13 protein-coding genes are annotated in these 12669 nt (G+C 33.1%); 8 read left to right on the forward strand and 5 right to left on the reverse strand.

The window, feature by feature from the left end; all coding sequences use genetic code 11:
* Window positions 1-127: 127 nt before the first annotated feature.
* The 8 genes from rihC to arsC all read left to right on the forward strand — a co-directional run bounded on the left by rihC (window position 128) and on the right by arsC (window position 6749).
* Window positions 128-1036, forward strand: coding sequence for a ribonucleoside hydrolase RihC (gene rihC / locus DYE31_RS09060; protein WP_015899931.1), 909 nt, complete (start codon window positions 128-130; stop codon window positions 1034-1036).
* Window positions 1037-1116: 80 nt separating this feature from the next.
* Window positions 1117-1869: a DeoR/GlpR family DNA-binding transcription regulator gene (locus tag DYE31_RS09065; protein ID WP_015899930.1), complete on the forward strand. Its 753-nt coding sequence runs from the start codon at window positions 1117-1119 to the stop codon at window positions 1867-1869.
* Between the two features lie 191 nt (window positions 1870-2060).
* Window positions 2061-2492: an RpiB/LacA/LacB family sugar-phosphate isomerase gene (locus DYE31_RS09070; protein WP_015899929.1), complete on the forward strand. Its 432-nt coding sequence runs from the start codon at window positions 2061-2063 to the stop codon at window positions 2490-2492.
* An 18-nt stretch (window positions 2493-2510) separates the two neighbouring features.
* On the forward strand, window positions 2511-3026 hold the full coding sequence (gene lacB / locus DYE31_RS09075) for a galactose-6-phosphate isomerase subunit LacB (RefSeq protein WP_015899928.1): 516 nt from the start codon (window positions 2511-2513) through the stop codon (window positions 3024-3026).
* Window positions 3026-3973, forward strand: a complete 948-nt coding sequence (locus DYE31_RS09080; RefSeq protein ID WP_015899927.1) for a 1-phosphofructokinase family hexose kinase — start codon at window positions 3026-3028, stop codon at window positions 3971-3973. Before lacB ends, DYE31_RS09080 begins: the two co-directional genes overlap by 1 nt.
* Window positions 3970-4905, forward strand: a complete 936-nt coding sequence (lacD, locus tag DYE31_RS09085; RefSeq protein ID WP_015899926.1) for a tagatose-bisphosphate aldolase — start codon at window positions 3970-3972, stop codon at window positions 4903-4905. Before DYE31_RS09080 ends, lacD begins: the two co-directional genes overlap by 4 nt.
* Before the next feature lie 137 nt (window positions 4906-5042).
* Entirely contained in the window at window positions 5043-6332 is a 1290-nt protein-coding gene (arsB, locus tag DYE31_RS09090) for an arsenite efflux transporter membrane subunit ArsB (RefSeq protein WP_015899925.1), read from the forward strand.
* 15 nt (window positions 6333-6347) lie between these two features.
* Complete coding sequence (gene arsC / locus DYE31_RS09095; protein ID WP_015899924.1) at window positions 6348-6749, forward strand: arsenate reductase (thioredoxin); 402 nt, start codon at window positions 6348-6350, stop codon at window positions 6747-6749.
* A 41-nt stretch (window positions 6750-6790) separates the two neighbouring features.
* Here the strand turns inward: arsC and lacG are convergent, their stop codons facing one another.
* The 5 genes from lacG to DYE31_RS09120 all read right to left on the reverse strand — a co-directional run bounded on the left by lacG (window position 6791) and on the right by DYE31_RS09120 (window position 12608).
* Entirely contained in the window at window positions 6791-8197 is a 1407-nt protein-coding gene (lacG, locus tag DYE31_RS09100; RefSeq protein ID WP_041612959.1) for a 6-phospho-beta-galactosidase, read from the reverse strand.
* Between the two features lie 134 nt (window positions 8198-8331).
* Window positions 8332-10032: a PTS lactose transporter subunit IIBC gene (locus DYE31_RS09105; RefSeq protein ID WP_015899922.1), complete on the reverse strand. Its 1701-nt coding sequence runs from the start codon at window positions 10030-10032 to the stop codon at window positions 8332-8334.
* Between the two features lie 12 nt (window positions 10033-10044).
* Window positions 10045-10377: a PTS lactose/cellobiose transporter subunit IIA gene (locus DYE31_RS09110; protein ID WP_015899921.1), complete on the reverse strand. Its 333-nt coding sequence runs from the start codon at window positions 10375-10377 to the stop codon at window positions 10045-10047.
* A 302-nt stretch (window positions 10378-10679) separates the two neighbouring features.
* On the reverse strand, window positions 10680-11294 hold the full coding sequence (locus tag DYE31_RS09115; RefSeq protein ID WP_015899920.1) for a PepSY domain-containing protein: 615 nt from the start codon (window positions 11292-11294) through the stop codon (window positions 10680-10682).
* A gap of 150 nt (window positions 11295-11444) precedes the next feature.
* Window positions 11445-12608, reverse strand: a complete 1164-nt coding sequence (locus DYE31_RS09120; RefSeq protein WP_015899919.1) for a serine hydrolase domain-containing protein — start codon at window positions 12606-12608, stop codon at window positions 11445-11447.
* Window positions 12609-12669: the final 61 nt, after the last annotated feature.

A 12669-nucleotide genomic window follows, 5' to 3' on the forward strand; every position in this document is an offset into this window, starting at 1 on the left:
TATAAAACTTTATACTACAAGAAGCACAAAAAGCTGGTGAGGCATTTGCCCCACCGGCTTTTTTTACATAGAATATAAGGTATAGAACACATTAACAAAATACAATTCACATTGGAGGATGTTATAAATGTCAACACCAATAATTATAGATACAGATCCTGGTATTGATGATGCAGCTGCAATCAGCATTGCACTTAATCATCCTGATTTAGATTTAAAAATGATTACTACAGTCAATGGAAATGTAAATATCCATAAAACTACAAGCAACGCATTGCAATTAAAAGCATTTTTCAACAGCGATGTTCCAGTACATCAAGGTGCAGCTACCCCTCTTATCAATCAACCTGTCGATGCTGAACATGTTCATGGTGAAACGGGAATGGCTGGTTATGAATTCCCAGAAGCAAATTATGACTTATTAGATTCAGAAAATGCTGTTAAAGCTATGAAAGATACTTTATTAAATTCAGACGAACCCATTACTTTAGTTCCTATTGGTCCATTGACTAATATCGCTTTATTACTAAAAACATATCCTGAAGTGACTGATCACATTAAAGAAATCATACTAATGGGCGGAAGTGCTGGCAGAGGAAATGTTACCCCTGCTGCTGAATTCAATATTTACTGTGACCCTGAAGCTGCAGATATTGTTTTTAATGCGCATATTCCCATTACAATGGTCGGTTTAGACGTAGCACGCGGTGCTAGCCTATCATATGATGCAATAAATGAATTACAAAGTCAGAATAAAACGTCTAATATGCTTTATCATATGTTCAATCATTATCATGGAGACCAATTCGGCAAAGGCATTGCAGTATATGATGCCTATACCATCCTTTATTTACTTCATCCCGAAAACTTTACAGTAGAAGATGCAGCAGTGAACATTGAGTTAACGGGCACCTATACTAAAGGAGAAACTGTAGTAGATTTTAATAGCAAAACAACAAATGCCAAAGTAGTCCTTTCAGTTGATAAATCTAAATTTAAAACTATGCTTTTTGATGCATTATCATATGCTAAATAAGACACATATTTAATAAAAGCACTATCATACTATATGCTATAATAATCTTAAGTTAAGAAAAAAAGACGCAGGTTGTGAAAATGTTGAATTTAAAAGAAGAACGTCATCAATTTATTCTAAAAAAACTAAAGCAATCCAAAAGTGTATCCGTCAAAGATTTATCAGAAGAAATGCATGTGGTGCCTATGACAATCCGTAGAGATTTGAAGGAACTTGAACAAAAATCTTTATTGGTTAGAGTACACGGAGGAGCTGTAGATTCTACAACTTTCTACGATGAATTGGCAAATGAAGAAAAGCAACAATTAAACAGTGAGAACAAACGTGTTATAGCTGAAAAAGCCAGCCAATTAATTCGTAACGACGATATTATTTTTATTGGTTCAGGCACTACAAACGAAGCTATTTTTCCATACATCAAAGATTTGAACTTACATATCATTACCAATTCGCTCTTTATATTTGAACAATACAAAGATATAGAAAATATGGATGTGGTTTTAATTGGTGGAAGATATCGAAGAAAAACCGGTTCGTTTATAGGACATTTAGCAATTTCAATGCTCAAAAATTTACACATAGATAAAGCTTTTATCGGGGTAAACGGTATTATGGATGATGAAGCAACAACAGCTAATGAAGAAGAAGGAATTGCGAATGAACTTATCTTAAGTCAATCTACAGAAAAGTATTTAGTGTCAGACAGTTCTAAGTTTAATACACGCGCATTTACCCCTTTTTATAAAATCAGAGATTTAGATGCTATTATTACAGATAAAGAAATATTTCGAGAAGTCGAAGACTATTATAGTAAGCTCACTAAAATTTTATAACACTATTAGAACATAAACGCACATTTCAGATGTGCGTTTTTTTATGTCTAATTTATGAATAATAAGTAGCAAAACCATATATAAACGCCTATGTATCAATATATCCTCTTTATAAAATTGACATACTTATAAGCAAAGTGTATATTCTATATGAGAACAATTTCAAACATTTTCGAACAGGAGGATTTATTATGTCTATTGTTATTCATAGCGATGCACAATCACAAGAATTAAAAGATTTTATTCTAAAATCATTAGCTGATGCAGATTACGAAATCGAGGATTTATCAGCAAGTAGTTCAGCAAAAACAATTGATGAAATTACTTTTGAGGTTACTAAATATGTTCAAGAACATGAAGGTACTAAAGCAATTATTATTGATAAATATGGTATTGCGCCTTTTATTCTTGCTAATAAACAAAAAAACATCATTGCTGCAACTGTTTCTGACGAGCAATCAGCAAAAATGACGCATAGACACAATAATACAAACGTTATCGTTTTAGGCAGTGAAGTTGTAGGTAAACTTAATGCTTTAAACTGTGTTAAAGCATTCTTAAAAGCTGGATACGACGCTGGACGTCATCAAATCAGAATTGATATGTTGAATTCTTTATGTTAATAGGAGGATATTAAGATTATGAAAATAGCTATTGGTTGTGACCATATTGTTACTAATATTAAAGCAGAAGTTGCTACTTATTTAAAAAATAACAGACACGAAGTTATTGATGTCGGGACTTACGATTATGTACGTACTCACTATCCTATTTATGGTACACGTATTGGTGAATTAGTTGCTAATGGAGATGTAGATTTCGGGGTTGCTTTATGCGGTACTGGTGTAGGTATTTCAGCTAGTGCAGATAAAGTACCTGGAACTCGTGTCGCACTTGTTCGAGATGCTACAAGCGCTCGTTTAGCTAAAAGTGAATACAATTGTAATATTATTGCAGCTGGAGGCATGGTTACAGGCGTTGATCTTATTAAAAATATCGTTGATACATTTGCTGAAACAGAATATGAACCAACTCCAGAAAAAGAAGCACTTATCAAGGTCATGAATGAATCATTAAAACCAGAAGATGTTCATTATTCACACGAAATGTTCGATGGTTACTTAAAAAAATGGGATAACGGAGAATACCACGACTAATGACTTTTAAATTATTAACCGTTACATTAAACCCAGCAATCGACATCAATTACCCTATTAAAAATTTTGAAGTAAATACTGTTCAACGTGCTTCAGAAGATTACAAATCTGCTGGAGGAAAAGGAATTAATGTCGCACGGGTAGCTAACGAACTAGGACTTTCTGTAACTTGTACAGGAATTATCGGCGGTAAATTCGGCGAATGGCTTACTAATAATTTAGATGAAACAAATATCAAACACGATTTTACTGTTTCCCCCGCTTCTACAAGACTTTGTATCGCTATCAACAGTGAAGGTAGTCAAACAGAAATTTTAGAAAGCGGCGCTTTACAACCAGAAGAAATTCAGACACGATTTTTAGATCATTTCAATACCATTGTATCTAATTATGATTTAATCACAATTTCAGGCAGCTTACCAAAAGGCTTCCCAGAAAATTATTACGTTAAATTATTAGAAATTGCACATAAACAAGGTATTCCTGTGTGCTTAGATACTTCTGGAAAAGTACTGAATTATACAGTAACACATTCAACGCACTGTCCTCCCCTGCTCATCAAACCAAATGATGAAGAAATTAACGAAATTACAAGTACAGATAATTTAGATTTAGCTAATCAATTATTAGATGAACGCTTAGCTCATATACCATATATTTTATTATCATTAGGTAAAAATGGTGCGTTATTGCGTTATAAAGACGAAGTTTACAATATTGATATTCCTAAAATAATTGCAGTAAATCCAGTAGGTTCTGGAGATAGCAGTTTAGCTGGTTTCAGTTATGGACTTTCACAAAGTAATAGCTTTGATAAAGCAGCCAAATTTGCTATGGCAGCAGGAATTTCAAATGCATTAGAAGCAAGAACTGGACATGTTGATTTAGATAACTTTAAAAAATTTAGTAATCAAATAATTATTGAAAAGGTGGCAAAAACCTCATGACAAAATCCATCAAACCTTTATTAAATGACAAAAACTACATCGCTGCATTAGCAATCGACCAACGTGGTGCTTTAAAACGTTTATTAGGAGAAGATGCTAAAACAGAAGACTTAGAACAATTTAAAGTACATGTTTCTGAAGAATTAACTCCTTACGCTTCAAGTATCTTACTTGATCCTGAATACGGTTTACCAGCAACAAAAGTACGCGCTAAAAACTCTGGTTTATTACTTGCTTATGAAAAAACTGGTTATGATTCATCAGAACCAGGTCGTCTTCCTGACTTATTGAATGTTTGGTCTGTTAAACGTCTTAAAGAAGCTGGCGCAGATGCTGTAAAATTATTAGTATATGTAGACATTGATGAAGATAAAGCAATTAACGATCAAAAAGAAGCTTTCGTTGAACGTGTTGGAAGCGAATGTGTTGCTGAAGGTTTACCTTTATTCTTGGAAATCGTTTCTTATGATGCTAACAATGCTGATAGCGGTTCTGAAGAATATGCTAAAGTTAAAGCACATAAAGTAAATGAAGCAATGAAAAAATATTCAGAACCACGTTTTAATGTTGACGTATTAAAAGTAGAAGTACCTGTTAATATGAACTTTGTTGAAGGATTTGGTGAAAAAGCATTATTCACTAAAGAAGAAGCTGTTCAAGCATTTAAAGAACAAGCAGCATCTACAAACTTGCCTTATATTTACTTAAGTGCTGGTGTATCTGCTGATTTATTCCAAAAAACTTTATACTTTGCTAAAGAAGCAGGTTCTACTTTCAATGGTGTATTATGTGGACGTGCAACTTGGAGAGGTGCTACTGATCACTTTGCTGAAGGTGATGCAGCTGTTCAAGAATGGTTCCGCACTGAAGGTAAATCAAATATCGAAAGTTTAAATAAAGTATTAGACGAAACTGCTACACCAATTAAATAACAAAAATAATGTTTTTTTGACTTAAACCACCAATCATACTAAATGGTTGGTGGTTTTTTCATATATACAATAAGTATCGGTTGGTGCTATCATATGATTTATAAAATAAATCTTAAAGAGAAAAAAGGATTTTTTAAATGGCAATGATTGCACTTATTATTTTTATAATGACACTTATTTTTATAATATGGCAGCCCAAAGGATTAGACGTTGGCATTACAGCAATTATTGGAGCCTTACTTGCCTTAATAACAGGTGTGGTTTCTATTCATGATTTAGGTGAAGTGACACAAATTGTCTGGAACGCTACCCTTACATTTGTCGCATTAATTATCATTTCACTTATTTTAGATGAAATCGGTTTTTTCGAATGGGCAGCTCTTCATATGGTTCGTGCTTCAAAAGGTAATGGTATCCGTATGTTTATTTATATCATACTTTTAGGTGCCTTAATTGCAGCTTTATTTGCAAATGACGGTGCAGCTTTAATACTGACGCCTATTGTCCTTGCTATGGTAAGACATCTCAACTTCAATAAAAGGTATATATTCCCATTTATTATTGCTTGTGGATTTATTGCAGATACAACCTCATTACCTTTAATTGTAAGTAACTTAGTTAATATTGTATCCGCGGATTATTTCAACATTAATTTTATTGAGTATTTCCTCAAAATGATAATCCCAAATCTATTTTCTTTAATCGCAAGTATTTTAATTTTATTTCTTTATTTTCATAAAAGTATTCCTGACACTGTGGATATTTCAAAGTTATCCCCTCCCGAAAGCGCGATTAAAGACACACAATTATTTAAATTATCTTGGTTAGTTATCATTTTATTACTCAGTGGTTATCTTATAAGTGAGTTCACAGGTATTCCGGTTTCTATTATTGCAGGCATTATAGCACTAGTTTTCCTTTTATTAGCGAAAAAATCAAAAGCTGTAAATACTAAAGAAGTTATTAAAGGGGCACCATGGAATATTGTTGTATTTTCAATTGGAATGTATCTTGTTGTTTTCGGATTAAAAAATGCAGGCATTACGACACTACTATCAGAGATCATAAATCAAATTTCGCAATTTGGTTTATTTTCAAGCGTAATCGGTATGGGCTTCTTATCTGCAATTTTATCTGCAATTATGAATAATATGCCTACAGTCATGATAGATGCTATAGCTATTAACCAAGCACATGCTTCCGGATTAATTAAAGAGGCACTTGTATATGCAAACATAATCGGCGCTGATTTAGGGCCTAAACTTACCCCTATCGGTTCTCTAGCAACTTTATTGTGGCTTCATGTTCTTTCACAAAAAGGCATGAAAATTTCATGGGGCGTTTATTTTAAAACAGGAGTTATTATTACCATACCTGTCTTACTCGCAACATTGATAGGATTATATATATCGATGTTATTATTTTAAACAAGGGGTTTCAAAATGAGCCATAATACAATTTACTTTATTTGTACTGGAAATGCATGTCGAAGCCAAATGGCTGAAGGTTATGCTAAAGATATATTAGGAGAAAATTGGAACGTTTATTCAGGTGGAATTGAGTCGCATGGTGTCAATCCGTTAGCAATCGAAGCAATGAAAGAAGACGGCATTGATATCAGTCATCAAACTTCTGATAAAATTACTGAACAAGATTTAAAATCTGCCGACCTAGTTATTACATTATGCGATCATGCTGATAAAAACTGTTCTGTTGTTTCTTCTAATGTACAAAGAATGCATTGGGGATTTGAAGACCCAGCAGGGAAAGATTGGTCAAAATTCCAAGAAGTGAGAGATAATATAAAAAAACGTATTCAATATTTTAAAGAAACTGGATGTTAACAAATAAAGCCTCGGCAGTGCCAAGGCTTTAAACATTAATATTATTTTCCATAAATATCTAATGAAAGTGCTTTATACCATTTTGCACTATCTTTGATATAACGTTTTTGTGTTTCGAAATCAATGTAGAATAATCCGTAACGTTTGTTATATCCATTTGACCAACTGAACATATCTTGTAATGACCAAACAAAGTATCCTTTAACATTAACACCATCAACGTACGCACGTTCAATCTCATCAATGTGTTGACGGATATAGCCAATACGATCTTCGTCATGAACTTCTCCATTTTCTTCTAGAACATCTTTATAACCTAAACCATTTTCAGTGATATAGATTTTTTTGTAATTTGGATAGTCATTTTTAATACGTAAAATCATATCATATAATCCTTGAGGATAAATGTACCAATCCCAGTCATTTGTCGGAATAGCTTCATTTTTAACTACTTCACCAATACCTTTAACTCGGAAAACAGAAGTTCCTTTGTCACCAGTACCATTATGGTGAATATAGCTTTCTTGATTATGATATTTAATCCAGTTACTTTGGTAATAATTAATTCCTAAGAAATCAAGTTGAGGAGCTGCTTTACGCATTTCTTCTAACTCTTCTTCACGTATATCTAATTTTTCAAATTCGTCTCCTAAAATTTCACGAACTACTGTTAATTTTTCAGGAGTATAGTAACCCAAGAAAGTTCCGTCTAACATAAAACCGTTCATGAATATATCATGCTTATATGCGGCAATTTGATTCAGCGGTTGATTGTCGATGCTGTAAAATTGCGTTAAAGCATGAATTAAGCCGATTTCCCCTTCGTAACCTTTAGATTTGAAAAGGTTAACTACTCGGCTGTGAGCTACGATTTGATTATGTTGCGCTTGAAGACATTTTAAAGTATTGTATTGCTCACCAGGCGGGAAGGCACCTGTAATGTATTGTCCTTGAACATAAGCAATAGGTTCGTTGATAGTCATCCAATGTTTTACAATGTCATGATATTCATCAAACACTAACTCAGCAAATCTATCAAATGCATCAAGTTGCGCTTTATTTAACCAGTCTCCTTTTTCAAAAAGCGTTTCTGGTGTATCAAAGTGATGTAATGTCACATAAGGTTCAACGCCATATTTATGACAAGTTTCAAAAACATTTCTATAGTATTCTATACCTTTAGGATTAACTTCTCCTGTTCCATCAGGTATAATTCTAGACCATGCTACTGAAATACGGATACCTTTAATACCATATTCAGATGCTAAGCGAATATCTTCTTCATAACGATTGTAGAAATCACTTGCTGGATCTGGAGAAAATCTCCCTTGTTTTTCTAAAAATCCGTCCCATAAAGCTCTACCTTTACCGTCAACAGTACTAGAACCTTCAACTTGATACGCAGCAGTTGCCGCACCTAATACAAAGTCTTTAGGCAATTTACTCATTATAATGTCTCCTTTTTTATTTAGAATCTTCAATATGATTATTTCACACACAAATGGTGCCCCTTACCGCTTATGCAAGTTCATGATGTCGTGGGTAATGCAGCAAGGGGCAATATTTGTGTACTTCCTGAATATTATTTTTGGTTTTCGTTGATTTTTTCAAAAATCAATTTCATTGCGCCTTCTCCATCTCGAGTTAAGCCAATGTATTGTTTACCTGTCGTTGGTACTAAAACTGCACCATATTGATCTGTGTATTTTCTCATTTCGTCTTTCATCGCATCCATTTGAGGTGCAAGAATTACAATATCCATATCTTTAATTAAGTCCATATCCTGACCATATGCACGTGCTGTTGCTTCTAATGGAATGTCATTATCTTTAGCATATTTATTTAAGCTATTTGCCAAGATACCACTTGTTCCACCACCCGCACATACAACTAAAACATTTGTATGTTCACGTGAATTGTAATCTGGAGTATTTTCTTCCACTTCTACAGGAGCAGTTGCAGCAGCGCCTGCTTCAGCACCAGCAACAGCAACTCCGCTTGCTTTCGCTAATTCGATTTCACGTTCTTCATCTAATTTCAATTTGTCATACGCTTTTACAAATGGGAACCAAATTGAAAAGTCTAAAACTAAGATTATGGCAATTAATAATAGTGATAATACTGAGAAGTTTGATGCCATATAGATACCAATTGGACCTGGAGTCGGCCATGGTAAGAAGTGCATAAATCCGTTCATTCCTAAATTATCTACGAAGAATTTTAAGACCCATGAGTTTAAAATTGGTGTAATAATGAATGGAATCATAAATACTGGGTTCAAGATAATTGGTGCACCGAATAATAACGGTTCATTTACCGCAAAGGTTGTCGGGATAAAGGACGCTTTACCCACCGCTTTCAGCTCCGGTGATTTACACAACAACATGAACATATAAGGAACTAATAACGTTGCCCCTGTACCACCGATAAGTGCAACAAAGTCTTGAGTTGATTGTGTTAATGCATAATGTGCATGTTCACCTGCTCTGAATAAACGTAAGTTTTCAACTTGGTTATTGTACATAATCGCGATTACAGCCGGACCTACAACTGATGGTCCATGTACACCGATAAACCAGAAGAAAGCCATAAATCCAAAGATGATCGCAAAGCCTAAGTAACCGTTAGCGGCTCTGAATAATGGAGATAATAAATTAGTAACAAGTTCTGCAGTATTACCTTTAGAAAATGCTCTTACAACAATATCTACAATCCAGAAGAATGATACTGAAAATGCAAAAGGAATCATATCTTTAAATGCCTGTGCAATGTTACCTGGTACTTGAGGCGGCATTTTAATTGTGATATTTCTACCAATACAGAATTTGTAAATATTAGGTACAATAAATGCTACTAAGAACGCTGCGATTAATCCTTTAGTACCTAATAATTCGATGCTGATACCGTCTTTAATAGGTTTCACAGCTAAAATCAATAATGATGATTCAGCTGCTACAAAAGTTGAAATTACGTTAATTTGGTTCGTTTTTGGTAATTTCAAATTTCGATTGTCTGTTAATGATTTAGTAACAGTACCTGCCATGAATACAGCAAGAATCCCCATTGTAAAGTTGTAAACTTTCATGATGATATCTTCAATATTTTTCGGCCAATGGAAGCCCCAAACGTTCGGTACATATGCTACTAAGATAAATAAAGATGAAAATAGTACTACTGGCATTAAAGCCACGAAACCATCACGTATTGCAGATAAATAAGGGTTAGATGCAATCTTTTCAAAAAATGGCTTCATTTTTTCAATCATTTTGATAATTTTATTCATGCTGTCACCTGCTTATTGTTGTTTTAAATCATGTAGTTGTTCATAAAGATCAATCATGTAATTTGCTGCATCACGTAATGCCATTGTTGTCATCAAATGGTCTTGACCATGTACCATGATAAAACTAATATCAGATGCTTCTCCGGCTGCTTCTTTTGCTAACATTTGTGTTTGTTCTTTGTGTGCTTCAGTGATGAAATCATTTGCTTCTACAATATGTTGACGGGCTTGTTCGAAGTTGTTATCTTTAGCAGCAGCTAAAGCAGCCATAACCTCACGACGTGCATCGCCTGCAATTGCTACGATTGTAAAACCAATCATCATATTTTCTTCTTTGTTGCTCATGGTATTTCCCCCCTCATGATGTTGTGTGTAATAGTATTATTTATCAACGAAAACGAACCTCAACGATCAATATTCAAAAATATAATCGCAGCATTTATTTGTTCGTTAATGTTCGTTTTTGTTCACAATAATAATGTAACTTTTCCCTATGGTATAGTCAATTCAAAATTCAAAAAATTATCTAGTTTGCAATAACTTTTGACAAATAAAGTACATAATATGTAATTAAAATTCTCATGTCCTATCTTTCCATAAAAAAACTGCCTAGGATTTCTCCTAAGCAGTTGTTCAAACTATAATTTTTAATTGTCTTTTTCATTAGATAATAATTTACCGGTTTTAGCATCATAGCTGAATTCATGTTTATTATTACCTTTTTGTAAATCTAAATCATAAACAAATTTACCTTGGTCATCATCTTTAGAGAGTGACCATTCATGAATATCTCCATCAAAATCATTTTGGGCTTTTTTAATAATATCTTTATAAGACTTGAAATCTTTGTATTCAAATGATTTATTTTTATCATAATCGTCTTCTTTTTCAGTAGATTTATGCATTAATTTGCCGTCATTATCATTAATTACAACTTCGGCTTCTTCACCTTGTTTTTGTAAATCTACTTTATATGCCCATTTACCTTGTTCTTTTTCGAACGAAATTTCTTTTACTTCTCCATCATATTCTTTCTTAGCAGTTTTTACCGCATCTTCAGGCGAAGTTTTAATATCATTCAATTTAATTGTTTTACTGTTTTTACCTGTTTCAGAAGTACTTGAAGTATCACCAGACTGTTTTTGTTCTGTTTTGTTATTATCATTATCTGATTTTTTACCTTCATCACTTGAACCGCCTTGACCGCAAGCTGCTAAAACAACTCCAGAGGCAAGCAGTAATGATAACATTTTTGTCTTCATATCAATTCCTCCTCGTCTATTAATTATCTACCCGAATGTAAAGGAAATATTAAGAAAAGATTTGGAATTTTGTGTATGTCTACATAGTAAAACTATACTTTCACTTATTTTTGTTTTTTCAAAGATGAATAACTAGATTCAAACAAAAAATCAACCGACATTTTGTCGATTGATTTTTTTTATTGGCTTCTTCACATTAGGAGAACGTTGATGGAGCATATTTACATAAATATGATGAAGCATTTTTTCGTTTTTACCAGTTTTATTTTGATAATTATTACCCATTACCACAACATAATCCTTATTAAAATAAGAAGTCAGTTGTTGACCGAAAAACACCCCATTCAGACGATGTTCTTGTCCGTTTGAATAAAATCCATATCGATAAGACCCTGGATATTCTTTAGTTTTAACACTATAAAGTAATGGATCAGTCACTTGTTTAGAGAAAATTTTATAATTTTGTAAATCAATGACTAATTTTGCAACATCTTTAGGTGCCATATATAAATTTCCAGCTCCATAGTATTGATCTAGAAACTCAGGCTTTTGGAAAATCTTCATATTATTATATCCCTGTGCCATATAAGGTTGGAAAGTTGTGTCGTTATAAAAAGCGGTTCTTTCTAAATCATATGGCTTCGCAAAGTTATCATTAAAATATTTTGCATAAGATTCTTTTGTAACAACTTCTATTACGCGTGCCAAAACAATATAATTTCCATCATTATACATATGCTTATGATACATACCAGGCTGAATACCTTCATTTTGCATCCATTTCGATGCGCCATCTATGTCATGAATTTGACTTGTAGCTTTATATTTTTTCAACCCTGTTCTATGAAGCATAAAGTCTTTTAAATAGAGTGGTTTGCTCGTCTTAAACCATGGAAGATATTTTGTGATTGGATCATTTATATTCACTTTTCCTTCAGTTTCTAATTTTTTCAACATCAGGCCAGTCGTAAATTTTTGGGCAGAGCCAATCAAATACATTGTATTTGGAGAAGCTTTTTGGGCGATATCAAAATCTTGAAAACCATAACCTTTATTCAACATAATTTTACCTTGATGATAGATGACAATGGTGCCGTTGAATTTTTCTTTTTTTAGATATTTATCTATGTTTTTATAAACCGGTTCTTTTTTATTTACAATTGTTTCATAATCAACATCTTCTTTTGCGATACGTCCCGATATTTTCTTTTCATTTTTATCATTCGGTTGAACATGATTATGACGGTTTAATCCATAGGTTATAACAAATACAAGTGCAACAACAGCAATTACAAAAATTAGAATTCTCTTCATATTTTCCTCTTTTTTGTACCGGTGTTTTCATTTGGGTAGTCATTCAATCAATACATTCATC

The organism is Staphylococcus carnosus (assembly GCF_900458435.1).
Taxonomy (GTDB): Bacteria; Bacillota; Bacilli; order Staphylococcales; family Staphylococcaceae; genus Staphylococcus; species Staphylococcus carnosus.

Coding starts and splice junctions, on each gene's coding strand:
- DYE31_RS09065 (WP_015899930.1), top strand. CDS start 1,117: ATGTTGAATTTAAAAGAAGAACGTCATCAATTTATTCTAAAAAAACTA.
- lacG (WP_041612959.1), bottom strand. CDS start 8,197: ATGAGTAAATTGCCTAAAGACTTTGTATTAGGTGCGGCAACTGCTGCG.
- lacD (WP_015899926.1), top strand. CDS start 3,970: ATGACAAAATCCATCAAACCTTTATTAAATGACAAAAACTACATCGCT.
- DYE31_RS09105 (WP_015899922.1), bottom strand. CDS start 10,032: ATGAATAAAATTATCAAAATGATTGAAAAAATGAAGCCATTTTTTGAA.
- DYE31_RS09070 (WP_015899929.1), top strand. CDS start 2,061: ATGTCTATTGTTATTCATAGCGATGCACAATCACAAGAATTAAAAGAT.
- rihC (WP_015899931.1), top strand. CDS start 128: ATGTCAACACCAATAATTATAGATACAGATCCTGGTATTGATGATGCA.
- DYE31_RS09115 (WP_015899920.1), bottom strand. CDS start 11,294: ATGAAGACAAAAATGTTATCATTACTGCTTGCCTCTGGAGTTGTTTTA.
- lacB (WP_015899928.1), top strand. CDS start 2,511: ATGAAAATAGCTATTGGTTGTGACCATATTGTTACTAATATTAAAGCA.
- DYE31_RS09080 (WP_015899927.1), top strand. CDS start 3,026: ATGACTTTTAAATTATTAACCGTTACATTAAACCCAGCAATCGACATC.
- arsB (WP_015899925.1), top strand. CDS start 5,043: ATGGCAATGATTGCACTTATTATTTTTATAATGACACTTATTTTTATA.
- arsC (WP_015899924.1), top strand. CDS start 6,348: ATGAGCCATAATACAATTTACTTTATTTGTACTGGAAATGCATGTCGA.
- DYE31_RS09120 (WP_015899919.1), bottom strand. CDS start 12,608: ATGAAGAGAATTCTAATTTTTGTAATTGCTGTTGTTGCACTTGTATTT.
- DYE31_RS09110 (WP_015899921.1), bottom strand. CDS start 10,377: ATGAGCAACAAAGAAGAAAATATGATGATTGGTTTTACAATCGTAGCA.